Raw genomic sequence first — 24758 nt, 5'->3', positions numbered from 1 at the left:
ATAATCATAAAATGCAGTATCTATAAATTAACTGGAGGTTTAATATGTACTTTAATTATAGAATATTGTCCTATTATCCTAATTTATATACCTATGCACGATTTTATGAGAACTTCTATTTTAGAAAAGGCTTGCCTGCCACATAATTGAAGTATACTGTTGAAACAACCTAGAATAAAATTGTGTAACAATTTTATTCTAGTAACCAGTACCCAGATACCAGTAACCAGTGAAGGAAGTTTTGCTAAGGCAAAACCTAAATTTAAATAAGGAAAAGAGCAAGAACATAGATGTTTTCTATATTTTTGCTCTTTTTTATGTCTATTTTTATCAATTTAAATTCTTTAATTCTTTTTTCTTTCTGGCTACTGGTTACTGGTCACTGGCTACTGAAAAGTGCTTCGCACTTTTCTTATTAGGTGTACTATTATCTATTCCATTTATAATATACATTACATATGTATTATAAATATTAAGGAAGTGATTTCTTGAAAAAAGTATTGTTTATATCGTATTATTTTCCTCCTTTAGGATGGTCAGGTGTTCAAAGAAGTTTAAAGTTTGTAAAATACTTAAGATGCTTTGATTGGGAACCTATTGTTGTTACTGTTAAAAATTCACCTTTCTGTATTAAAGATAATACATTGCTTGAAGAAATTCCCAAAAACTTAAAAATAATACGAATTGAATCTTCTACTTCAAAGCAGTATACAGATAAAATTGTAAATGAAATAAAAAAAAGCATTGCTCCTATACTAAATGTTCTTCCAAATGATTACTGCAAATTCTATGAAGATTATATTTATCAGGGATTTAATAATACAAGAACAATGTTAGCACTTCCTGATGATGAAGTATTATGGACTTGTAGTGTTTTAAGACAAATAGAATCTGCAGTAAATCTTAATGATATAGATTTAATTTATACAACTTCTGGTCCTTATTCTGCACATTTTATAGGTCACACCTTAAAGAAAAAGCATGCTATTCCTTGGGTTACAGATTTTAGAGATGAATGGACAAATTATCCATATTATACTTTAGATAAAAATAACATTTTCTTTAAAATTCAACGTGAAATGGAGACTAAGATTCTAAGTTTTTGTGATAAAGTAATAACTATATCTCCCATATCAAAACTAAATTATATACGAAATTTTAATATTGATGATTCTAAAATTTCTATTATAACAAATGGCTATGATGAATCAGATTTTAATGACATACCACGTTCTAATAAAAATAATAAATTTACTATAATCCATAATGGAAGTTTATATTTAGAGAGAGATCCAAATTCAATATTAAAAGCAATAAACAACCTTATTGATAAAGGTATATTAGATAAAGAAAAGATTGAAATAAAATTTATAGGAACTTGTAATCCTGACATATACAAAAGCATTTTTGAAAATAATCAATATAATACAATAAAATATATACAATACCTGCCACATGCTCAAAGTTTAATAGAAGCCTCAAAAGCTGATTTGCTGTTACTTATTGTAGGGAAAAACCCAAAACTAAAATCGGCTTATACTGGAAAAATATTCGAATATTTGAGACTAAAAACACCTATACTCTCATTATCCCCTGAAAATAGTGTTGTAGAGGATCTTCTGAATATAACCAGTTGTGGTAAAAACTTCGAATTTAATGATATAACATCCATTGAAAATTATATTAGAGAGTTATATATTAATTGGACCCAAGATAACCTTAATATCCACATAAATGAAGAAGAACTTAAAAAATTCGACAGAAAATTTTTGACATATAAACTAAGTAAAGTATTTGATAATATAGTCTCTGACCAATAATTCATAATTTAAAAAGCACATTACAAATCTTAAAAACTGTAATGTGCTTTTTTATTATTTGTTCCTACTAAAGAATCATCCCACTATTAAAAATCAAAAACTTTACCATTATATTTGCATATAGCTTCTTTTGTATTATCTATAGAACATATATTATGCTATCCTCTTGATAACTATAGATGCATTTATAGCTGTATTAGTACCTGGCGTATCACCTGGATTTAATGCCAATGCTCCTGAAATTAGAGGTACTAAAGTAAGATTTGCTCCACCTGGTAATTCAACAATTACATGACCAGAATATCCCACATCTCCATTATTATCCCCATAAACTGTAGGTGGATTAACTGCTGGTGGTATTGGTGCTATTGGTACAGCATTATAATATAATTCAAACTTACTAGGAACAGAAGCCGGAGAATAATTCTGAACATAAACATAAAATGTTATATCATAAATACCCATAAGTGGTATAGAAATATCGGCTGTTCCTGGAGTATGACTAATAATCGGTGATAATACACCATTACTATCAAATGTAACAGGTATGCCTGCAGTTAAATTTTGTGCTGACGAGTTGTAAATATATCCATAAGCTGTTAAAGTAGCCGATCCTGCTGGTCCTGTCGGTCCTGTTGGTCCTATTGGTCCTCCTGATGGTCCCGTTGGTCCTGTCGGTCCTGTCGGTCCTGTTGGTCCTGTCGGTCCTGTCGGTCCTGTCGGTCCTGTCGGTCCTGTTGGTCCTGTCGGTCCCGTTGGTCCTATTGGTCCTCCTGATGGCCCTGTTGGCCCTGTTGGCCCTGTTGGCCCTGTTGGCCCTGTTGGTCCTGTTGGTCCTGTTGGTCCTGTTGGTCCTGTTGGTCCTGTTGGTCCTGTTGGTCCTGTTGGTCCTGTTACTCCTGATTTACATGGTGCAGTACATATTGTTAAAGGTTTATTATCATAATCATATATTCCCACTAACCTCACATCCTTTATATCTTTTAAGATAATGCTTTAACTAAAATTATTAGACTATCACTAAGTATAGCTAATTTATTATATGATTCTAATTTTTTTTTGTTCTAATCTATAAGATTTTTTAACTAATTTTCATAATATTATTACGCACATCACAAGTTTTAAATCTATAATATGCTTTTTCATTATTTATATCCCAGCTGTTCAAAGTATCGTTTATTATGGAGAATATATTTATTATTAGAATTATAATTTCTTGCAATCTCATTATGCTCATAAGCCAGTTTATTATTTCCTAATTTATAATAACATACACACAGCTGTACATGAGGAAGCCACGTCCAACATGTGTCATCTAAAAATCCCCAAGAATTATCTGGTTTCTTTAATTTAGTAGCTAAATCATACCAGAATATAGCTTGATTAAACTTCTTTTCTGTAAAAAAATATAGACCTAATTTACAGCATAATTCTGCCCTTGGTGTATCATATTGAAAAGACTTAAAGCAATACTCTTTTGCTTTATCAATCGCCTTAATAAAATAACAACAATCAGAACCCTTAGCACAGGCAGCTATTTTATCTTCATACCATCCATCCTTACTCTGCAAAAACTTTTTGTAGTATTTAACAGCTTCTTCATACAACTTATGATCATATAATTCATTAGCATAATAATATATCTCTCTTGAACTAAACTCTTCTCCTTTTTCTAATCTTGATTGATAAATCTTTAAATTACGATCACCGGAAAGTTTTTCTCTTTTATGAGTAATGCAAATATCACTATCCATTACTTTACCGCTTACTTCTAAGTACTCATGTACTGCACTATGCCATTTAAAATTATTTATTCTCTTAACCAGTCTATTTCTCCTAAAGCTTAATATTACATTACCGTCCTTATCAAAAGCATAATTATATATCATGCTCACAGAGTCTACTGAATTATCTATTGTTTTTTTCAAATCTCTAAGTTTCTCTCTATCTTCTTCTAATAAAATATCATCAGCATCTAACCAAAGTATATACTCCTTTTCTGCCTTGCTAAAAGAAAAATTTCTTGCAGCTGAAAAATCATCACACCATTCAAAATCAAAAACCTTAGCATTAAATTTATAAGCACTTTCTTTTGTATTATCTGTAGATCCTGTATCCACAATTATGATTTCATCAACCAAATCATAGATTGAAGCTAAACATCGTTCCAAAATTTTCTCTTCATTTTTGACTATCATACACAGGCTGATAGTTGTCAAATTCATCACCTTCATTAAAATTACTTAAGATATAATATTAAATAAAGTAAAACTTAATTCAGATGGAGTTTTTACTCCACCTGAATTTTAGTTGAACCAAAAACAAAACTTAATCTGCTATTCTCTTAATAACTATTGATGCATTTACAGTTGTTTCAGTTCCACCTGGATTTACTACTAACGTCGTACTAAAGCCTGTAGTAGCAATAAGTCTTAATGTAAGATTTCCTGTACTGTTTATTCTAACAATTACACTTCCTCTATTTGCAGAAGCTGCATTACCTTGACCATATGCTGTAGATACTGATATTAAAGATCCACCAAAATACAATGCAATTTGATTTGGTTGAACAGCATATATATAATATGATATATTGTAAACTCCTGTTTTAGATATAGTTATTGGTGCTGTGCTTGTAGTATGACTAATACCTCCTGATAATATTTCGTTATTACTGAAGTTAACATCTGTTCCTTCTGTTACAGATTGTGCACCGATGTTATAAATATATGCGTAATCTGTTAACCCTGATGGTCCTGATGCTCCTGTTGGCCCTGTTGTTCCTGTTGGTCCTGTTGGCCCTGTTGGCCCTGTTAGCCCTGTTAGCCCTGTTGGCCCTGTTGGCCCTGTTGGTCCTGTTGGTCCTGTTGGTCCTGTTGGCCCTGTTGGTCCTGTTGGTCCTGTTGGTCCTGTTGGCCCTGTTGGCCCTGTTGGCCCTGTTGGCCCTGTTGGCCCTGTTGGTCCTGTTGGTCCTGTTGGTCCTGTTGGTCCTGTTGGTCCTGTTGGTCCTGTTGGTCCTGTTGGTCCTGTTGGTCCTGTTGGTCCTGTTGGTCCTGTTGGTCCTGTTGGCCCTGTTGGTCCTATTGGTCCTATTGGTCCTCCTGATGGTCCTGTTGGTCCTGTTGGTCCTGTTGGTCCTGTTGGTCCTGTTGGCCCTGTTGGCCCTGTTGGCCCTGTTGGCCCTGTTGGTCCTGTTGGTCCTGTTGGTCCTATTGGTCCTCCTGATGGTCCTGTTGGTCCTGTTGGTCCTGTTGGTCCTGTTGGCCCTGTTGGCCCTGTTGGCCCTGTTGGCCCTGTTGGCCCTGTTGGCCCTGTTGGTCCTGTTGGTCCTGTTGGCCCTGTTGGCCCTGTTGGCCCTGTTGGTCCTGTTGGTCCCGTTGGCCCTGTTGGCCCTGTTGGTCCTGTTGGTCCTGTTGGTCCTGTTGGTCCTGTTGGTCCTGTTGGTCCTGTTGGTCCTGTTGGTCCTGTTGGTCCTGTTGGTCCTGTTGGTCCTGTTGGTCCTGTTGGTCCTGTTGGTCCTGTTGGCCCTGTTGGCCCTGTTGGTCCTGTTGGTCCTGTTGGTCCTGTTGGTCCTGTTGGCCCTGTTGGCCCTGTTGGCCCTGTTGGTCCTGTTGGCCCAACACACGGTGAAGTACATATAGCTAAATCACTCACTATCATCACATCCTTCAAATATTATAAAATAATTTTCTCAAATGTACATTAAACTGCCACTTAATGCAGCTAATTTATTATATGATTCTAATTTTTTTTTGGTTCTACTTCTTACATTATTTTATTGAATCTACTAATATAAAGAAGTTTCAAAATGAACCTTTGTTTAAAACAAATCCAAAATAAAAACATACTATATCTCCATAAAATATAGTATGTTTTTATTAAATATAGACTATATAGTTTTATCTATGAAATCATGCAGTATGTTTTATTAAAGACTTATTATCAACTCATTATAATTCTTATACAATTCTTTACTGTATTTCTCCCATGTGTAGTTCTCATTAACATAATTTTTCAACTTATTATTTTTACGTATAGCTAATCCTCTTTCTACCTCCTCATATATACTGTTATCATCATATGGATTACAATATACAGCCATATCCTTAAGATATTCTTTCGCTGTACCTTCAACTGTAGAAATAATATTACATCCACTTGCTGCCGCCTCCAAAGATGAAAGACCTGGAATTTCAACATAGCTTGGAAGTATATGCACTTTAGCAAATCTATAGGCATTGTATATGTTGTAACTATCCATAAATCCAAGATATAAAACGTTATCAAACTTTATACATTGTTTAAAATACTCCTTGTCCGTTACTTTTCCAATAAGTACTAATTGTACACCAAGTTCACTGCACACGTTAGCCAAAGTTAACTGATTTTTTTTAGGACAAATATTTCCTACACATAATACATAAGTATTTAATTTATATCTTTCTCTGAAATTATATAAAGGCACTTCTTCATCCTCTACTTCTACTCCTTTATAAATTACACTGGATAACTTTTGTATTCTAAAATCTTTTTTTATATTTTCCTGTTCTATTTTACTATTTACAATTATTTTTGCAGCACCTTTTAATATTTCTTTTCTGTAAACATTACTTCTTTCCCACCACTTTAACTTCTCTGTATAATTCATATGCTTATAATACTTACTTAAATTAAAATATTCTGGCGAAAGAAGTATTTTCTTTTTATGCTGACGAGCCATTTTGTAATACTTGTACGTCTCACCTACCTTATTTAAATTAAACAAATGAATTACATCATATTCCGAAAAATCATATATACAGCCATTATTTACGTAAACTTCTACTCCTATTTTTTTCAAATACTGTGCAGTTTTTAACACTAATGTAGTATCTCCTGCAAAATTTTTATAACAATCTTGTCTTGTGCATAAAAGTATCTTCATAATTAAATTATCCCCCTATGATTTACAAATTCCTCTCTTTTAAAATATTTCTATGCTAAATTTGTGTGCATTATAATTAAATGTGAAAAATATAATGTTATCTATAAATATCACATACTGTTTTTTTATACATATTATGATTATATGAGGATTTCTTTAACTACTTTCATTGAATCATATAACAAGAATTCTTAGCTTAAGGTGGAGTTTTTACTCCATTTCAAGGTTATTAACAGAGGTAGACATCAGATAAGTATTAATTTTGAAAATAATAAGGAGTGAACATTATGCCTAACTTAACATTATCGACAGTACAGGATGCTTATATTTCTCAATTATTTCCCGACATGAATTTTGGACATGACAGTATGCTTTTTTGCGGTAAACTAACAACTGGAGCAAGTATATATAGAGACTTAATAAAATTCGATATTTCTTCTATTCCTGATATAGCCACTATTGAAAGTGCAACTTTAAAATTATATATAACACAAAACAATGTACCTAGTCTTGTAAAACCAACAAAAGTATATAATCTTTTAAGCAGCTTTAATGAGAATACTATAACTTATACAACCCAACCTGCTTTTGATCCTACTCCTGCTGCTTCATTAGATATTGTTTCTCAAATAAATGCCTATTTAGAATGGGATATAACATCTTTAGTAAGAGATTGGCATATAGGTAATATTCCAAACTATGGATTAATATTAAGAGGCTTAGAATCTGCATATTCTTTCACTGGTTTCACCAGTAAAGACTATTTTAATCCTGCTAAACATCCTATACTTGAAATTAGTTATAGTGAAGATACAGGTATTATTGAATATGTTCCTGAAGATGTTACAAGTACAGGTACTTGGGCTTATTCAACAGCTATCCCTTTAGGTGGTAGAACTGCAACCTTTGGCATCGAAAATTTGGGTCCTAAAGAAGCATGCATAATTTTACAGCTCAGTCCTGATAACAGTATTTGGATTGACGACCACTCATCATCTCTTAGTTTATGTCAACTTAATGCTGGTGATAATTTAACTTTAACTACAAATGGATATTTGCTTTATACTCGCTTAAGATGTATAGCTCTCGATTGTGTAAATCCTGGTGATCATGCTACAATAAGAATATATAAAACCATTAAATATTAACAATTATCCATTATATATAAAGCCCCTATTAATTTAGGGGCTTAGATTGTTGATAAAGTATCAACAGCTTAAAACATTAAAACCCATATTAAAATATGGGTTTTGGTACCTCCTAATACAGCTTTTTTTAAGTTACTTTATATGTGACCTTGCATAATTATGTCCAAATTGGTAGGATTCGAACCACTTGATTTATAACCTACACGAATATGTTTTGCAAAGATCATTGGAACTAAAGCTTTCATCTCTCCAGCTTGAACAGTAATATTCAAACCATCATCTATATAAGTTGAATCGTCAGGACTTATCTCTAGTTTAACTATGGCATCATAACTCCCTGTATTCTTCACAAAAAATGTAACAGTAGATTGCTGTGAAATATTCAATCCTGAGGTATGTTGAAAAGTACCCGAAGTTGAAACAGTACTGGAACTTTCAGTGAAAGTTCTTCCCCCTAAATTCACATTAGCTGCTGGAGGTACCGGAGTATGTGTTTTTATCCAATCAAAAATATCATTATTTAATTGAATTAATTCTTCATCCTTCGTATAAACATTTGTCGGATTAGTAAGCATATTAAATCTCCCCTAATCTATAGCTCAATTTTAAAAACATATAATTTTTCCCTACTTTTAGTATATGGAAAATATTATATAATGCTACTAAAAAATCAAGTATCTATTATTCACTGATTTCAAGAAAAAAGTTAGGATAGCCCTAACTTAAGAATATCTAATCCTTCTGCATCTATTACCTCAAACATTTTTACTGATCTTATTATCTCTTTTTTTGCCATATCAACATATCCATATTTATAATATAATTTTCCAAGCTGCAGTAATACCGATTTATCACTTATTAAATTAAATAAACTTAAAGCTTTTTCAAATTTTTCAAATTCCTTATTTATAAGAAACAAATCACAAATTTCAAAAATAGTCTCTGTATAATCCTTATTATTTTCATCTTCAGATAAAACCGAAATTGATCTATTTATAAACAAGTTTAATAACTCTTTGTAAACTTGTACCACTTTTTTGTTATAATTAGATAAATTGCTATCATTAAATTGATTAACTGTAAATAAAGCTAAATCATATTTATTAATTATAATAAAACATATAACCTTATACATTGATATTTGGAAGTAATATAGACTTTTCCTATATATAGTATCTATATATTTAATACATTCATTAAATTTGGATGTTCTTATAAGACACTTAACTTTAAAAACTTTAAGATTTTCGGAAAGTTCTTTTTCTACTTCATATTTTTCTATATATTCTAATGCAGTTTCATAATATTTTTCCATATAAAATAAATCTGCAATTATAGTATAATCCCTTGGGAAATCAGTAAAAAGACTTTCTATATTCTTCTTAAATTCATCCAATGGTGTTTTCTTTAATTTTAATATATGAGCAATATTATATAGTGGTACTAAAAAATCAGGTTTTAACTTTATCGTTTCAACACAATATCTATATGCATTATCATAATCTTTAAGCTTCATATATACATTTGCTAACTCATGAAATGCTCTAAAGTCTACTGTTCCATTTAAGAATTGTACTGTTGAAGATGATTCGCCTAATTCTATACATTTTTCAAAAGCTTTTATTGCTAAAATAGGTTTGTTTTGTTCTTTTAATATTAAACCTTTTAAATAATATAAATCAGTAATTTCATCAGGCATTTATTCATTCACCTTTTTTCTATTTTTATAACTTATTCCTTATTAACATATTAAGAGGTTTATTTCATTTATAAACACTTACACTACTTGATTTCATGTATAATCAATATATATTATGAATAAAAATTAGAAAATGTTCTCTAAAAATAAAAAGCCAGGGTAACCCTGCCTTTTTATACATTATAACAACACAATTAACCTAACTTATTTTAAGAATATCTATTCCTTCTGCATCCATTACTTCAAACAGTTTTATGGATCTTATTATCTCTTTTTTTGCCATATCAATATATCCATATTTATAATACAATTTTCCTAACTGAAGCAGTACAGATTTGTCGCTTATTAAATTAAGCAAGCTTAGTACTTTTTCAAATTTATCAAATTGTTTATTTACAAGGAATATTTCACAAATTTCAAAAATAGTACTTGTAAAATCTTTATTATTTTCCTCTTCAGACAAAATAGAAACTGTTTTATTTATAAATACATTTACTAACTCTTTGTAAACTTGTAATGTTTTCTTATTATTATCAGATAAATTACTATCATTGAATTGGTTTACTGTAAGTAAAGCTAAATCATAATTATTTATAGTAATAAGACATATAACTTTGTACATTGAAATTTGGAAATAATACAAACTATCTTCAGGTATATTGTTTATATACTTTATACATTCATCAAATTTTGAGGAATATATAAGACACTTGACTTTAAAAATCTCAATGTCTTCTATAACCATTCCTCCTGCTTCACATTTTTCTATATATTCTAATGCTGTTTCATAATATCCTTCCCTATAAAATAAATCTGCAACTATAGAGTACTCCCTTGGAAAATCTGTAAAAAAGTTCTCTATAATCCTCTTAAATTCATCTAATGATGTTTTCTTTAACTTTAGTATATGGGCAATATTATATAAGGGTACTAAAAACTCAGAGTTTGATTTTATAGTTTCAATGCAGTATTTATATGCAGTATCATAATCTTTAAGCTGGAGATATATTTGTGATAACTCATAAAATGATCTAAAATCTCCAATTCCATAGATAGATTTTAATTCAGGAGGAGGATCTCCTAATTCTATACATTTTTCAAAAGCTTTTATTGCTAAAGTAGGCTTGTTTTGTTCATTTAATACAAGACCTTTTATATGATATAAATTAGTAAAATCAGGATAATACTCTGTTCCTATATCTATAAATTCCAGAGCTTTATCATAATATTTTAAATCATAATTTGAAAGAACTATTCTTTCTATTAGATTAGAAGCATAACCTGTATTTGGATTAAAATCTTCATATGCTTTGTAATAATTTTGGAGAGCTTTTTTCTTATCTCCTATTGAAAAATATTCATTTGCTAAATTAAAATAAGCATATTTATTTTCGGGTTGTTCTTTTATTTGTTTTTCCAAAAGTGTAATATTTCTTTTTCTCTTATCTTTAGAAACAAGATTTTGTTCTAAATATCCATAATGATATATTCTTATTGGATAAGATTCTCCTAAAAAATCATGTTTGTGATTTACTAATTGATTGTGTACTTCACCTTCATAACAATATCCATAATTATTTTTGAAAACTCGTGGATTTAAATTTATAGTTATATTACTAGTGTTTACAGCACTTCCTAAATAATTTAATGTTTCAAAAAAACATACAGTATTTTCATTTAGATTATAATTAACTAAAGCTTTAAATTTATCTTTATCTTCACTGCTTAATTCATCATCTGCATCCATAATTAAAATCCAATCTTTTGTAGCATATTTCAATGATTCATTTCTTGCAGCACTAAAATTATTACACCACTTAAAATAGTATACCTTAGCTCCATAGCTTTTGGCTATTTCTACTGTTTTATCAGTAGAACCTGTATCAACTATTATCATTTCATCAACTAAATCTTTAACGCTTCCCAAACATCTTGGAAGGTCTTTTTCTTCATTTTTTACTATCATACAAAGGCTAATTTTATTAGACACCTATAGAATCACCTCTTTCTATCTTCTATTTCACTTCATGTATACCTCCATATATATACTATGAATAATAAATAGAAAGTGTTCTATACATTACAACAATTCAATCTAACTTATAAATTTGTTTTAAGAATATCTAATCCCTCTGCATCCATTACCTCAAACAATTTTATGGATCTTATTATCTCTTTTTTTGCCATATCAATATATCCATATTTATAATACAATTTTCCTAACTGAAGTAGCACTGATTTGTCGCTTATCAAATTCAGTAAATCTAAAGCTTTCTCAAATTCATCAAATTTTTTATCTATGAGAAATATCTCACAAATTTCAAATATAGTTGATGTATAATCTTTTTCATTTTCATCATCCGCCAAAATAGAGGTTGCCTTGTTTATAAATAAATTTACTAACTGTTTATATACCTGTACCATTTTCTTATCATAATCAAATAAATTACTATCATTAAAGCTATCAATCTTAATTGAAGCTGAATCATATTTATTAGTCATAATAAAACATATAACTTTATACATAAAAAGTTGTACATAAAGCAAACTGTTTCTAGGTATAGTATCTATTTTAATACATTCATCAAATTTAGCTGTCCTTATAAGACATTTAGCTTTAAAAAACATAAGCTCTTGTGGAAGCTCTATTTTAGCTTCAAGCTTTTCTATATATTTTAAAGCTGTTTCATAATGTCCTACATTATAAAATAGATCCGCAATAAAAGAATACTCCCTTGGAAAATCGCTAAAAAATCCTTCTATTTTGTTTTTAAATTCATCTATTGGCGTGTTTTTTTCTTTTAATATATGTGCAATACTATATAATGGTGCTAGATAATCAGGTTTTGACTTTATTGTTTCAATACAGTATTTATATGCAGTATCATAGTCCTTAAGGCGTATATATATTCTTGATAATTCATCTAATGATCTAAAACCTTCTGTTCCATAAATAGATTTTAGAAGAACAGGTGCTTCACCTAGTTCTATACATTTTTCAAAAGCTTTTATTGCTAACAAAGATTTATTTTGTTCATTATATATAATCCCTCTTAAATAATACAAATCTGTAAAATCTGGATAATAGTCAAGTCCAATATTTATAAATTCTAAGGCTTTCTCAAAATATTTTAAATTATAATTTGTAACAATTATTCTTTCTAACAGCTTAGGCGAATAACCTAAATATGGTTTGAACTCATCATAAGCTTTATAATAACATTCCAATGCTTTTTCCTTTTCATTTAAACAATTATATTCATTTCCTAGATTAAAATGATGGTATTTATTTTGTGGTTCTTTTTTTATTTGTTCTTTAATACTTGAAATATTTCTTTTTCGTTTGTTTTGAGCTATCATATTTTTTGTCAAATACCCATAATGATATATTCTTATTGGTTCTATTTTTCCTTTCATTGAAATATTGGAATTTACTAGTTGATTGTGTACTTCACCTTCATAATGATATCCATAATTATTTTTAAAAAGACGAGGATTTATATTTACATTTATATTTGAACTTTTTTCATACCCTAAATAACTTAATGTTTCAAAATAATATACAATACCCAGCTCAAGATTTTTAATTAGTTCTTTAAATTTACATTTATCCTCTCTACAAAATTCATCATCTGCATCCATAATTAAAATCCAATCTTTAGTAGCATACTTTAAAGATTCATTTCTTGCAGCACTAAAATCATTACACCACTGAAAATAATATACCTTTGCTCCATAGCTTTTTGCAATTTCAACTGTTTTATCAGTAGAACCTGTATCAACTACTATAATTTCATCAACTAAATCTTTCACACTTTCAAGACATCTTGGAAGATTTTCTTCTTCATTTTTAACTATCATACAAAGGCTAATTTCATTAACCATTGACAAATCACCTCATAGTTTTCCTCAAATTTATGAAAAAGCTAAGGAGTACCATATGGTACTTCTCAGCTATTAACTTTAATATCTTCCGTTGAACCAAATCTGTATAGTTGCACCATGAGTGTCCGTTGCTGATCCAGTAGTACATTTAATCTTTGTATAATGCATATAATAATCCGCAGTGATAACTTTTGGTGTACTACTTACTACTGTAGCTGTTTCTTGAATATCTACATAAGTAGCAGTATGAGTTGGTGCTACTGAAATTTGTACATTTACTGTATCACTTGCTCCTTCAAGTCTCTTAATATACCAAGTAGTATCTTGATATTTTGAAGTATCTATAACAGTTCCATATTTTGCAGTTGCTGTTATAGCTGCTACTGTTTCAGAAACTTCTACAAATCTTCTATCATAAAGATTAACCTTTAATAGTCCACTAGTATCAACTTGAACTGTTCTATTAGATGAACCATCATAACCTTGGATTAAAACTGTTCCATGTGATATTGAAGTTAATTCATTTATTGTTCCTACTGTTGCTACTTTAGTTATTGTTCCTACTGCTGTTATCTTATTTAAGGTTCCTACTGTTGCTACTTTAGTTATTGTTCCTACTGCTGTTACCTTATTTAAGGTTCCTACTGTCGCTACTTTAGTTATTGTTCCTACTGCTGTTACCTTATTTAAGGTTCCTACTGTTGCTACTTTAGTTATTGTTCCTACTGTTGTTACCTTATTTAAGGTTCCTACTGTTGCTACTTTAGTTATTGTTCCTACTGCTGTTACCTTATTTAAGGTTCCTACTGTTGCTACTTTAGTTATTGTTCCTACTGTTGTTACCTTATTTAAGGTTCCTACTGTTGCTACTTTAGTTATTGTTCCTACTGCTGTTACCTTATTTAAGGTTCCTACTGTTGCTACTTTAGTTATTGTTCCTACTGCTGTTATCTTATTTAAGGTTCCTACTGTTGCTACTTTAGTTATTGTTCCTACTGCTGTTACCTTATTTAAGGTTCCTACTGTTGCTACTTTAGTTATTGTTCCTACTGCTGTTACCTTATTTAAGGTTCCTACTGTTGCTACTTTAGTTATTGTTCCTACTGCTGTTATCTTATTTAAGGTTCCAATTGTTTCTACCTTAGTTAAGGTTCCTACATTTATATCTAATTCACCATTAGAATTAACTCTAATTGCATGATAACTAGTTCCATCATAACCATAGACTGATGTTTTCAACTGCTCGGCTGAATGCTGGAATACTATACTATTAGCCAAAGTCTCTCACTTCCTATTTTGTATTAAAGTAAAATATTCTTACTTCAATATTTATAATATGAGTAATAATATAAAATGTGCTATGAAGCCATACAAGTTCTTTTATCTATAGTTTTCTTTTATACAATAAAAAGCCAGGATAAACCTAGCTTTTTCATATCTTATAACAATTCAATATTCTGTTTATTTTCAACATCCTTAGTTGCATTTCTTGTATCAAATATAAATTCAGAGTTTTTTTGTATAAAATTATAATCATACTTTTTATGTGCAGTTGTTATAACAACCAAATCTGCATTATTTAATACTTCCTGTGTTAATTCTACTCCATTATACTCTTCTCCCTTGTATCTATAAGAAGGTATATATGGATCATTAAATTCAACATATGCTCCTTCCTTTTTAAAGTTTTCAATAACTTTAAGTGCAGGACTTTCTCTATAATCATCTATATCATTTTTATATGCAATTCCTAATATTAAAATTTTTGAACCATTTAAAGGCTTTTTAAATTTATTTAATATTTTTGAAGCCCTTTGTAATATATATTGAGGCATGTAATTATTTATTTCTCCTGAAGTTTCTATAAGTCTTGTATGATAATCATATTCTCTAGCCTTCCATGTTAAATAATATGGATCAAGCGGTATGCAGTGTCCTCCTAATCCTGGTCCAGGATAAAATGCTTGGAAACCATAAGGTTTTGTTTTTGCAGCTTCAATAACTTCCCATATGTTTATATTCATTTTATTACAAATAATTGCCATTTCATTTATTAAACCAATATTTATATTTCTATAAGTATTTTCAAGGATTTTTTCCATTTCTGCTACCTTTGGACTAGACACTTCAAGCACTTCACCTTCAAGTACATTTCTATATAAAGCAGCAGCTATTTCTGTGCTATCTTTTCCTACTCCTCCTACTACTTTAGGAGTATTTCTTGTCTTATATATTAAGTTACCAGGATCTACTCTTTCTGGTGAAAAAGCCAAATAAAAATCTCTTCCACATTTCAATCCTGATTTTTCTTCTAATATAGGTAATATCAATTCTTCTGTTGTACCAGGATAAGTAGTACTTTCAAGAACCACTAACATCCCCTCATGTATATATTTTCCAACAGCCTCAGTAGATGATTTTACATAACTTATATCTGGTTGTTGATACTTATCTAAGGGAGTAGGAACACATATTAAAACTACATCTACACCTTTTGCAAAATCAAAATCTGTGGTTGCTCTTAACTTTCCTTCAAGTACCAATTTTTCAAGTTCTGCATCTACTATGTCCCCTATATAATTGTGCCCTTCATTCACCATATTCACTTTTTTTTCTTGAACATCAAATCCTACAACTTTATATCCAGATTTGGCATTTTCAACCGAAAGGGGTAATCCAACATAGCCTAAACCTACAACACCTATTACTGCAATCTTATTCTGTATTTTTTCTAATAATTTTTCTTTGTTTGACAACTTAAGCACTCCCTTTGTACATTTCAAGTACTTCTTATTTATTAGTATATAGTATGATAATATATTAAATTTGTTAATATTCATATATGAAGTGCTTTAACAAATGTTAGAAATGAAAATTCTTCTATATAAAATTTTAATTAATTAAATTAATCATAAATCTGTCAACAACTTCAATTATATATTGAAGCATTTCATCCGTTAATCCAGGATAAACGCCTACAAATAATGTGTTTGTCAATACATTATTTGTATTATCTAATTTATCTGTAACTCTATAGTTTATATTTTTATAAGCTGGATGTTTTAATATATTACCTGTAAATAACATCCTTTATTGCTATAAACATATTTATGATCATATCCATACGATAAATTTTCATATTTATGCTTAAAGCGTTTACCGCAGGCACCATTTGGATTTGGTTCTCCAGTCTGACAATAACAAGCTCTTCCCCAGTCTCTTATGGACAAAGCTTGTTTATATAAGTTTATATTATTAGTAAGAACTGCTCCTCCCTCTCCCATAGTCATATGATGAGCAGCATAAAAGCTGTAGGTGGAAAAATCACCAAATGTTCCACAAAGTTGATTATCATATTTAGAATCTAAAGCATCACAAGTATCTTCTATTACATAAAGATTATATTTTTTAGCTACCTCCATTATCTTATCCATTTCTGCTGGATTACCTAAAGTATGAGCAAATATTATAGCTTTAGTTTTATTTGAAATAGCACTTTCTATTTTTGAAGCATCTATATTATAAGTTCCTTCTTCAATATCAATTACTACAGGAATTAAATTATTTTGAATAATTGGATTAAATGTTGTTGGAAATGTCATTGCTGTAGTTATTACTTCGTCACCAGGTTTGATTGGATTTTCAATATTAGGAGAACAGAGAGCACTCAAGGCTATTAAATTAGCTGATGAACCTGAATTTGTTACTAATCCATATTTTAATGTTCTCTTCATCTAAAGGTTTTATTGTGTGTATACTTACTAAGTTTACTGATATTTGTTTTTCCATTAGTTTATTAGCTATTTCTATACCTTCTTCAAGCATATTACCTGTGGTTATAATAGTAATATCTTTTCCATCAATTAAATTTATAGCTTTCCCAAATTCCCAAAGTTTATCTACTCGCTTTACATCCTTAAAAGTATCTATTGCAGTCCAAAAACCTTTGTGTTCATATACAGCAAGTTCATTAGCCTTGCTTAAATTTTTTAATGGTACTTCTTCAAAAGCACAGTCATCTTTTGGAAAATAATTAAAGATTTTTCTATTTAGAACCATAAACCCTCCATTTATAACATCTTTTAATACAGGCTTTTCACTAAAGGAGGTTACTATACCATCTTTTACTTTTAGTATTCCAAAAGGCTAAGTAGGATGCACACCTGTCAGAGTTGCAATTTTTCCTTTTTTCTTGTGATAATTTAAAAGTATATTAATATTACTTAATCCATCTCCATATGTTAACATAAATTCATCCTCTTCTATATAATCTTTTATCTTTTTTATTCTACCTCCAGTAAAAGTTTCAAACCCTGTATCTAACATTGTTATATTCCACTGTTCCTCTTTAGAGTTATGACATATTAAATTATTATTAACAGTATTTAATGTAATATCATTATTTCTCCAATACATTTCCATAAAATATTGTTTTATCATTTCACCTTTATACCCTAAACATAGTATAAAATCATTAAATCCAAAGTGTGAATATAGTTTCATTATATGCCATATAATCGGTTTGCCCCCTACATTAACAAGAGGTTTTGGACGATACTCTGTTTCTTCACGCATTCTTGTACCCTTACCTCCACAAAGTATTACAACTTTCATAATATCACCTACAATTTTATTTAATATTTTTCAAAATTAATGTTTCTTTAAATAAATTTTTATGCTTACATTTCTCCATTACAGTATATTATTGTATTAAAATTTATGTGATTAAAATATATTATTCTTCTACTTACATAATCATTCAAAAAAGAATACCTAATTAAGGTATTCTTAATGATTTCTTTAATACAATTATTTTATTTATGACTTTTAGTACTTTAAATTTTATCCAAGTACCAACTATAAGTTTTCACTAATCCATCATACAGTTCCGTTTTATATTTCCATCCTAACTTCTCTAATCTTGATACATCTAGCAATTTTTTAGGTGTTCCATCAGGCTTATCTCTATTAAATCTCAATTCACCGTCAAATCCTACTATTTCTTTTATAATTTCTGCGAGTTCTTTTATACTCATATCCTTACCAGTTCCTATGTTTATATGTTCTTCACCATCATAATTCTCCATTAAATACACACAAGCATCTGCCATATCATCTACATATAAAAATTCTCTTAATGGTTTACCAGTACCCCATATTTCAACATAAGATTTATTATTCATTTTAGCTTCGTGAAATTTTCTTATAAGTGCTGGCACAACATGTGAAGTTTCTAAATCAAATTTGTCATTAGGGCCGTATAGATTTGTAGGCATAACACTTATAAAATTTTCTCCATATTGCCTTTTGAAAAATTGACACATTTTAAGTCCTGAAATTTTTGCAAGAGCATAAGCTTCATTCGTAAATTCTAAATATCCTGAAAGCAAATATTCTTCTTTTATTGGTTGAGGACACATTTTGGGATATATACATGAACTTCCTAAAAATATTAACTTTTTAGCTTTAAAATCATGAGCCGCTTTTATTATATTATTTTGAATTTGTAAATTTTCATATATAAAATCAGCTGGATACATATTATTAGCATGTATTCCTCCAACTTTAGCTGCAGCTAAAAATATATACTCAGGTTTTTCTTCTTTAAAAAAGTTTCTAACCGCTGCTTGATCTATTAAATCAAGTTCAGCATGAGTTTTACCTATTATACTTGTATAACCATTTTCTTTTAAATTTCTTATTATAGCTGAACCAACAAGACCTTTATGTCCCGCAACATAAATTTTACTATTTTTCTTCATACTACATCTCCTTATAAAAATTCTCGATCTGTTAAGTTATATGAACATTGCTCTTCTCAATCCTAGAAAATATAATAAGTTTGCTAACAACCAAATATCCCCCATGAAAAGGAGAGAAGAACAATGAACAAAACAAATGTAAAATGCCCTCGTTGCCATTCGGATAAACTATATAAGTTCGGATTGGATAAGCAGGCTAATCAAAAATATCAATGTAAAAAATATAAACGTCAGTTTGCACCTGACTCCGTCACCAATAAGTTGAAAAGTAAATATCCAAAGTGTCCTAAATGTGGTAAATCAACTTATCTTCACCATGAATATAAGCACTATAATCGATACAAATGTGGCGATAAAAAGTGTAATCATGTAATTGTTCAATATCATAACCTCAATATAGATATAGCTTCTAGCGAAGCTGTGTCAGGATTTCTTTCTATTAAGGGAATGAGATTCTCGCTACATACCATCTTAACTACTTTAACGTTGTACTTTTTAAATAACTCATCAACAAGAGCAATTTCACAATTTTTATTAGTTTCATCCAATATAAAAATTTCACATGTTGTTGTAGCTAATGGTAAATTAATCATAAAAGCCACACTCCCCTAAAATATGAAATTTTATTTTTTACTCAAATTTCCGTCTTATATAATCTAACCCTTTTCCTGTTATTTCTTCACAATCAGCTTCAATCATCATATGAACTAATTCTTTAAAATCTACTTTTCTCTTCCACCCCAATTCTTTTTCAGCTTTTGAAGGGTCTCCTAACAGCACTTCAACCTCAGAAGGTCTAAAATAATTTAGATTAACTTCAACTAAAATTTTACCTGTTTTCTTATCATAACCTTTTTCTTCTATTCCACTTCCTTTCCACATTATATCTATTCCAACTTCTTTAAATACAGCTTCAACAAACTCTCTTACTGTATGAGTTTCATTCGTTGCTAGAACATAATCTCCTGGCTTTTCTTTTTGAAGCATTAACCACATACCTTCTACATAATCACCAGCAAAACCCCAATCTCTTTTAGCATCTAAGTTACCAAGTAAAAGAACATCTTGTTTGCCTGCAATAATACTAGCTACTGCTCTTGTAATCTTTCTTGTAACAAAAGTTTTGCCTCTTCTTGTTGATTCATGATTAAACAATATTCCATTGCAAGCAAAAAGACCATAAGCCTCTCTATAATTTACTGTTATCCAATATGAATACAACTTTGCAGCAGCATATGGACTTTTGGGATAAAAAGAAGTATTTTCATTTTGAGGAGCTGTTCCTGGAATCCCCCCAAAAAGTTCAGATGTAGAAGCTTGATAAAACTTACACTTACCTCCACATTCTTTTATAGCATCTAATATTCTTAGTGTACCTAATGCATCAACCTCAGCTGTATATTCTGGAACATCAAAAGAAACCTTAACATGACTTTGAGCCCCTAAATTATAAATTTCATCTGGTCTTATTTTTTCAATTAATCTATTCAAATTACTTGAATCTGTTAAATCACCATAATGAAGAAATAATTTTACATTTCCTATTTTAGGATTTTCAAATAAATAATCTATTCTTTTTGTATTAAATATACTTGCTCTTCTAATTATTCCATGAACTTCATAACCTTTTTTTAATAAAAGCTCTGTCAAATATGAACCGTCTTGTCCTGTTATACCTGTTATTAAAGCTTTTTTCACAGCCTTATCCCCCATTCTAACCTACTGTTTCTTTTAATTCTTTTATATTAACCAGTCTATTCTTTTTACCAATTATTATTACTCCATCATTTTCAACTACATAAATATCATTTGCTCCATCAATAATAATAGATTTGCTATTAGAAACTACTATATTATTTCTTCCATCTATACTTTTTACATTCCCTATAGTTATATTCCCATCACAATCCTTTTTTTTACATCTTTCTAATGCACTCCAACTTCCTACATCATCCCAACCAAATGCACTTGGAATAACATAAATATTATCTGCCTTTTCCATAATTCCATAATCTACGGATACGCTGTCAACTTCAGTATATTTTTCTTCCAAAGCTTTTTGATAATCTTCATCTGATAACTCTGATATTTCTTTTAAAATTTTATAAGTATTCTCTAAATATAATTTTGTTAATCTTATAATGTTTGATGTTTTCCATATAAACATTCCCCCATTCCAAAGGTAATGTCCTTCCATTAAATATTGTTCTGCCTTTTCTTTATTAGGTTTTTCCTCGAATCTCTTTACACTTCTTATTTCATATCCATTAATTGCACAGTGTATGTCACTATAATTTATATATCCATATCCTGTCTCTGCTCTATTAGGCTTCATCCCTATAGTTACTATGGCATCCTTTCTTCTCTCTACAAATTCATCAGCAGCCTTTAATGTTTGTATAAACTCTTCTTCATTTACTATAAGATGGTCAGCAGGTAATACAGCTATAGTTGAATTCTTACATATTTTCTTAATATAAAAAGCTGAAAGAGCTATACACGGTGCTGTATTTTTCCCAATCGGTTCCATGATTATATTTCTTTGTGGTAATTCTGGTAATTGCTCTTTTACTAAATGTATATATATCTTTTCCGTTATTATAAAAATCCTTTCTATAGGAATTAATTTTCTCAATCTTTTTACAGTCATTTGAATCATTGTGTCTTCTCCAAAAAGCTTTAAAAATTGTTTGGGCCTGGCTTCAGTTGAAATAGGCCAAAATCTAGTCCCTTTACCTCCTGCCATAATTAACGCACATAACATAAAATCACTCCTAAAATGAATACACAATCTTCATAAAGTTCTCCATATACTTAACTTTATAGTCAAATATTTTAAATTTGTTTTCATAATAATTATATTAATTGTTGTAAATAAGTGTGCATAAAAAAACAATAACCTTATAAGCTATTGTTTTTTAAGTGTTTTTAATATTATTCTTTTTCTTTTCTAAATTAATTTTCGTCCTTATATGTTTCTTTGATTTTTTTAAATACTTTTTTAAATGATTCAATATGCGTATAATTTTTAGCTCTTTTATATCCTGCTTCTAGTATCTTTCTTCTTTCTAAATCATGGTTTAAATAATATTCAATATATAATTCTAAGTCATCTATATTATTATACACTACAATTTCTTTACCTATATCGAAATAATCTTCAATACTAGGTGCATATTTAGATAATTGAAATCCTCCAAAACAAGGTATCTCAAAATTTCTTCCTTTAATCTGTTCTACTCTTTTTCTACTTCTCACATATTCTTGTTTATTCTTTTCAGAAGCTGTTATATATCTTATATCATGACAAACCGAATTTGATAAATTTAAATTTATTTTAGAATGTACCACAATATCTTTAAACTCATCATAACTAACTCTTCCATTTTGCCATCCTGCACCAAAACATTCTACATTATATTTTCTTCTTAAACAATTTACTATCCACTCTCTAACAGTATTTTTACCGCCTACAAAAGAAATATCATATTTATAATCTACATTTTTTAAGTCTAAATCTTTAACATAATCACAAATCGCCATATGAGTGAATATCACATTTTTATATCCTATTTTTTTATATTTTTCTAAACAAAATTTATCTATTGTAACAGAATAAGTAAATTTAGGTGCTACGTATTTTGTAAAATCATCAAATCTCCACTGGTCATCTCCAAACCAATTTATTGTTATATATTTTTTTGAAAGCTTTGAAATAGTTTCAAGACTAACCTCATCTCTCAACAAACAAAAACAAACTACATCAGGGTTTTCTTTATCTACAAAATCAATTATTTCTTTTTGTAAAATATTTCGATCTGTAAAAAAACTATGCTCTTCTAACCAAAATGGAACCAAATTATCACAAACTTCTCTTAGTGCAGGTATAAAAACTCTTTTTTCTCCTGATTCTCCTCGTTCTGGTATTCCATAATCATATTTTAACAAAACCGAAACAATCTTCATGGACTCCCCCATTTCTTCATATTTTTTTACAATTTGTATTGTGTCATACAAATATATTATATTCATACTAAAGTATTTATGTGATTAGTCGGTTTATAAAAAACATATATTTTTTATATATAAGGGGGTTGTTTTCCTCCATTATATAAACCCTTGTAATATTCATACGTTTCTTTTAATCCTTCTTCTATGGAATACTCCGGTTCCCAATTAAGCAGCGTTTTAGCTTTTTCATTATTAATATAGCTATGCAGTATATCTCCATCTCTTTTACTGGCATATATATGATTTAAATCTCTTTTGGATATAATCCTTATATAGTTTACTAACTCATTTATACTAATTTTATTATTAGTAGAAATATTTATCACTTCATTATTTCCTCTAGTTAATGCAGCAATATTAGCATTTACAATATCCTTTACATATATAAAATCTCTTGTTTGTTCTCCATCTCCATAAATCACAGGAATTTCTTTTTTTATTATTTTATTTAAAAATATCGCTATAACACCTCCTTCTCCTTTAAAAGCTTGTCTTATTCCATATGCATTTGCATATCTTAATATTGAATATTTAATACCATAAAATTCACTAAAAACTTTCATATAATACTCTGGTGTAAGCTTTGAAATGCCATAATATGAAATGGGATTTGTTTTATGTCTTTCATCAATAGGAAGATACTTAGGATTCCCATAAACAGCTGCTGAACATGCATATATAATTTTTTTAACTTTATTTATCCTGCATGCTTCTAATACATTTATAGTTCCAATTATATTTACTTCAGCATCAAATCTGGGATTTCTAATAGATGTTTGAATATCTATTTGAGCTGCATGATGTATACATATTTCTGGCTTAAAATCCTCAAAAACTTTAAGTATCTTTTTATTATCTCTAATATCTACTTTATAAAATTTAGCCTTGATATTTATGTTTTCTTCTTTTCCTGTTGACAAATTATCAATAATAGCAACATTATGATTTAGTTGAACTAATCTATCAACTATATTTGATCCAATAAACCCTGCTCCACCTGTTACAATAATATTCATTTTACCCTCCACTTTAATTGGTAAATTTTATTATATATATGTGTATAAAAAAATTATTATTATCGCAAAATAAAAAAATACTAAAAAGTTAATAAATAACTAAAATGGTACCTATAGATTGGACACTAAAAAAAGTGTCTAGTTTATAGGTGCTTTTTTATGTATAATTATCATTAAATATGGAGGTCTTTAATATGAGTAAAATTACATTCTCAAAAGAATCTATTGAAAGATTAAATCGTAACCCTTATGTAAAACGCGTTAGCGAGAAGTCAATAACATACTCTGACGAGTTTAAAAGAATATTTATCGAAGAATATTTAAGAGGAATTACTCCACGAGTTATTTTCATAAATGCTGGATTTAATGTTGAAATACTAGGTGTGAGGCGCTATGAACAGGCGGCAGCCAGGTGGATAAAAGCGTATAGGAAAAATGGGATTGTAGGATTAAGAGATACCCGAAGAGAAAATTCTGGAAGACCAAGTAATAT

23 protein-coding genes and 1 pseudogene are annotated in these 24758 nt (G+C 29.3%); 5 read left to right on the top strand and 19 right to left on the bottom strand.

Translation table 11 applies throughout. The features are described from left to right. Nucleotides 1–488 precede the first annotated feature (488 nt). Nucleotides 489–1820: a glycosyltransferase gene (locus OIO11_RS01290; protein ID WP_268069524.1), complete on the top strand. Its 1332-nt coding sequence runs from the start codon at nucleotides 489–491 to the stop codon at nucleotides 1818–1820. 153 nt (nucleotides 1821–1973) lie between these two features. On the opposite strand, the gene OIO11_RS01285 is transcribed toward OIO11_RS01290, so the two are convergent. From OIO11_RS01285 to OIO11_RS01275, 3 genes are all read right to left on the bottom strand, one after another. Next, nucleotides 1974–2780: a hypothetical protein gene (locus OIO11_RS01285; RefSeq protein WP_268069523.1), complete on the bottom strand. Its 807-nt coding sequence runs from the start codon at nucleotides 2778–2780 to the stop codon at nucleotides 1974–1976. A gap of 185 nt (nucleotides 2781–2965) precedes the next feature. Continuing rightward, nucleotides 2966–4018: a tetratricopeptide repeat-containing glycosyltransferase family 2 protein gene (locus OIO11_RS01280; RefSeq protein WP_268069522.1), complete on the bottom strand. Its 1053-nt coding sequence runs from the start codon at nucleotides 4016–4018 to the stop codon at nucleotides 2966–2968. A gap of 130 nt (nucleotides 4019–4148) precedes the next feature. Further along, on the bottom strand, nucleotides 4149–4370 hold the full coding sequence (locus OIO11_RS01275) for a hypothetical protein (protein ID WP_268069521.1): 222 nt from the start codon (nucleotides 4368–4370) through the stop codon (nucleotides 4149–4151). A gap of 179 nt (nucleotides 4371–4549) precedes the next feature. Between OIO11_RS01275 and OIO11_RS01270 the strand changes: the two genes are divergently transcribed. Continuing rightward, nucleotides 4550–5461 carry a hypothetical protein gene (locus OIO11_RS01270; protein WP_268069520.1) on the top strand — a complete coding sequence of 304 codons (912 nt, stop codon included), beginning with the start codon at nucleotides 4550–4552 and terminating at the stop codon, nucleotides 5459–5461. Between the two features lie 287 nt (nucleotides 5462–5748). Here the strand turns inward: OIO11_RS01270 and OIO11_RS01265 are convergent, their stop codons facing one another. Beyond that, nucleotides 5749–6744 (bottom strand): glycosyltransferase family 4 protein, encoded by a 996-nt coding sequence (locus OIO11_RS01265; RefSeq protein WP_268069519.1) that lies wholly within the window; start codon nucleotides 6742–6744, stop codon nucleotides 5749–5751. Between the two features lie 287 nt (nucleotides 6745–7031). Between OIO11_RS01265 and OIO11_RS01260 the strand changes: the two genes are divergently transcribed. Next, on the top strand, nucleotides 7032–7892 hold the full coding sequence (locus OIO11_RS01260) for a DNRLRE domain-containing protein (RefSeq protein ID WP_268069518.1): 861 nt from the start codon (nucleotides 7032–7034) through the stop codon (nucleotides 7890–7892). A gap of 137 nt (nucleotides 7893–8029) precedes the next feature. Here OIO11_RS01260 and OIO11_RS01255 read toward each other — a convergent pair whose 3' ends face one another. From OIO11_RS01255 to OIO11_RS01205, 11 genes are all read right to left on the bottom strand, one after another. Next, nucleotides 8030–8467, bottom strand: coding sequence for a DUF6385 domain-containing protein (locus OIO11_RS01255; RefSeq protein WP_268069517.1), 438 nt, complete (start codon nucleotides 8465–8467; stop codon nucleotides 8030–8032). 131 nt (nucleotides 8468–8598) lie between these two features. Continuing rightward, entirely contained in the window at nucleotides 8599–9591 is a 993-nt protein-coding gene (locus OIO11_RS01250; RefSeq protein ID WP_268069516.1) for a tetratricopeptide repeat protein, read from the bottom strand. Between the two features lie 199 nt (nucleotides 9592–9790). Beyond that, nucleotides 9791–11581: a tetratricopeptide repeat-containing glycosyltransferase family 2 protein gene (locus tag OIO11_RS01245; RefSeq protein ID WP_268069515.1), complete on the bottom strand. Its 1791-nt coding sequence runs from the start codon at nucleotides 11579–11581 to the stop codon at nucleotides 9791–9793. A 110-nt stretch (nucleotides 11582–11691) separates the two neighbouring features. Further along, a complete protein-coding gene (locus OIO11_RS01240) occupies nucleotides 11692–13476 on the bottom strand; it encodes a tetratricopeptide repeat-containing glycosyltransferase family 2 protein (protein WP_268069514.1) in 1785 nt (594 codons plus the stop codon). Nucleotides 13477–13554: 78 nt separating this feature from the next. Further along, nucleotides 13555–14754 carry a DUF6385 domain-containing protein gene (locus tag OIO11_RS01235; protein ID WP_268069513.1) on the bottom strand — a complete coding sequence of 400 codons (1200 nt, stop codon included), beginning with the start codon at nucleotides 14752–14754 and terminating at the stop codon, nucleotides 13555–13557. Between the two features lie 161 nt (nucleotides 14755–14915). Next, the gene (locus tag OIO11_RS01230) at nucleotides 14916–16232 is read right to left on the bottom strand and encodes a nucleotide sugar dehydrogenase (RefSeq protein ID WP_268069512.1); all 1317 of its coding nucleotides are present in this window, start codon (nucleotides 16230–16232) and stop codon (nucleotides 14916–14918) included. Nucleotides 16233–16368: 136 nt separating this feature from the next. Further along, nucleotides 16369–16563 carry a DegT/DnrJ/EryC1/StrS family aminotransferase gene (locus tag OIO11_RS01225; protein WP_268069511.1) on the bottom strand — a complete coding sequence of 65 codons (195 nt, stop codon included), beginning with the start codon at nucleotides 16561–16563 and terminating at the stop codon, nucleotides 16369–16371. Continuing rightward, nucleotides 16539–17210 (bottom strand): aminotransferase class I/II-fold pyridoxal phosphate-dependent enzyme, encoded by a 672-nt coding sequence (locus OIO11_RS01220; protein WP_268069510.1) that lies wholly within the window; start codon nucleotides 17208–17210, stop codon nucleotides 16539–16541. The genes OIO11_RS01225 and OIO11_RS01220 overlap by 25 nt, the downstream gene beginning before the upstream one ends. Continuing rightward, nucleotides 17158–17535, bottom strand: coding sequence for a transketolase C-terminal domain-containing protein (locus tag OIO11_RS17100; protein WP_326497908.1), 378 nt, complete (start codon nucleotides 17533–17535; stop codon nucleotides 17158–17160). The genes OIO11_RS01220 and OIO11_RS17100 overlap by 53 nt, the downstream gene beginning before the upstream one ends. Before the next feature lie 87 nt (nucleotides 17536–17622). Further along, complete coding sequence (locus tag OIO11_RS17095; protein ID WP_326497907.1) at nucleotides 17623–18090, bottom strand: sugar phosphate nucleotidyltransferase; 468 nt, start codon at nucleotides 18088–18090, stop codon at nucleotides 17623–17625. Between the two features lie 221 nt (nucleotides 18091–18311). Then, nucleotides 18312–19253 (bottom strand): GDP-L-fucose synthase family protein, encoded by a 942-nt coding sequence (locus OIO11_RS01205; protein WP_268069763.1) that lies wholly within the window; start codon nucleotides 19251–19253, stop codon nucleotides 18312–18314. A gap of 108 nt (nucleotides 19254–19361) precedes the next feature. Between OIO11_RS01205 and OIO11_RS01200 the strand changes: the two are divergent. Then, nucleotides 19362–19817 (top strand): annotated as a pseudogene (locus OIO11_RS01200) (IS1/IS1595 family N-terminal zinc-binding domain-containing protein); the annotation flags it as partial. 51 nt (nucleotides 19818–19868) lie between these two features. Here OIO11_RS01200 and gmd read toward each other — a convergent pair. The 4 genes from gmd to OIO11_RS01180 all read right to left on the bottom strand — a co-directional run bounded on the left by gmd (nucleotide 19869) and on the right by OIO11_RS01180 (nucleotide 24265). Next, nucleotides 19869–20936, bottom strand: a complete 1068-nt coding sequence (gene gmd / locus OIO11_RS01195; protein WP_268069509.1) for a GDP-mannose 4,6-dehydratase — start codon at nucleotides 20934–20936, stop codon at nucleotides 19869–19871. Between the two features lie 16 nt (nucleotides 20937–20952). Further along, nucleotides 20953–22002 (bottom strand): mannose-1-phosphate guanylyltransferase, encoded by a 1050-nt coding sequence (locus OIO11_RS01190; RefSeq protein ID WP_268069508.1) that lies wholly within the window; start codon nucleotides 22000–22002, stop codon nucleotides 20953–20955. 191 nt (nucleotides 22003–22193) lie between these two features. Next, the gene (locus tag OIO11_RS01185; RefSeq protein WP_268069507.1) at nucleotides 22194–23204 is read right to left on the bottom strand and encodes a CgeB family protein; all 1011 of its coding nucleotides are present in this window, start codon (nucleotides 23202–23204) and stop codon (nucleotides 22194–22196) included. Between the two features lie 113 nt (nucleotides 23205–23317). After that, the gene (locus tag OIO11_RS01180; RefSeq protein WP_268069506.1) at nucleotides 23318–24265 is read right to left on the bottom strand and encodes a GDP-mannose 4,6-dehydratase; all 948 of its coding nucleotides are present in this window, start codon (nucleotides 24263–24265) and stop codon (nucleotides 23318–23320) included. Between the two features lie 194 nt (nucleotides 24266–24459). Between OIO11_RS01180 and OIO11_RS01175 the strand changes: the two genes are divergently transcribed. Continuing rightward, a partial coding sequence (locus OIO11_RS01175; protein ID WP_326497906.1) for an HTH domain-containing protein occupies nucleotides 24460–24758 on the top strand: 299 nt, incomplete at its 3' end.

This window comes from Clostridium sp. ZS2-4, assembly GCF_026719745.1.
Taxonomy (GTDB): domain Bacteria; phylum Bacillota; class Clostridia; order Clostridiales; family Clostridiaceae; genus Clostridium_H.
The sequence above is the reverse complement of the archived record's forward strand: the minus strand, read 5'-3'. Positions and strand labels throughout refer to the sequence as shown.